Genomic DNA, 560 nt, shown 5'->3' with positions numbered 1-560 from the left:
CTAATCCTGTTCCAACAGGAATTTTTGCCATTGCCTGATTATATTGCCATTCAAAATCAGCTGGCACCGGTTCTGTAAAATCCAAGTCTAAAGTGTAATCAGTCAAAATACAGACATTACTGCATGTTGATAAAGTTAAAACTCCCATTAAACGATCAGTCTGAACAGAGGATAGCTCAATAGGAAAAACAACTTGTTTGTCATAGCCTTGAGTATGAATACCCGCCACATCAAAAGCTGAAGGTGATGGCCAATGCCAAGTTATTGCGCTTACATCTTGCGACCAATTAATTTCAGGGGCAACGCCACCTTCTCCTGGAGAACGCCAATAGGTTTTCCACCCATCTTGCAGCTGAACATCCAATAATAAAGTAACTTTCCCATCTTTTTGGGAAGCACTTAATAAACGCACTTGTGGGTGATCATTATGTTGATCAGTTAACCAGCCTGTATCAGCAGCGAATACACTGCCCACAAACAAAGCAATTAACATAATGAAAGAATTAATTACAAAACGCATGTTTCCTCCAGAATAATATACACCAATAAGCTAAACGCGC

General features: G+C 39.6%; 1 protein-coding gene. It reads right to left on the bottom strand.

Annotated elements, in window-relative coordinates; translation table 11 throughout:
* The coding region (locus tag ABN217_RS20035; protein WP_349459974.1) for a protein-disulfide reductase DsbD domain-containing protein at positions 1 to 520 on the bottom strand (520 nt) is incomplete at its 3' end.
* Positions 521 to 560: the final 40 nt, after the last annotated feature.

The sequence above is a fragment of the Proteus sp. fly-1067 genome, from assembly GCF_040139345.1.
Lineage (GTDB): Bacteria > Pseudomonadota > Gammaproteobacteria > Enterobacterales > Enterobacteriaceae > Proteus > Proteus vulgaris_B.
This window is presented reverse-complemented; position numbering and strand designations above follow the sequence as displayed.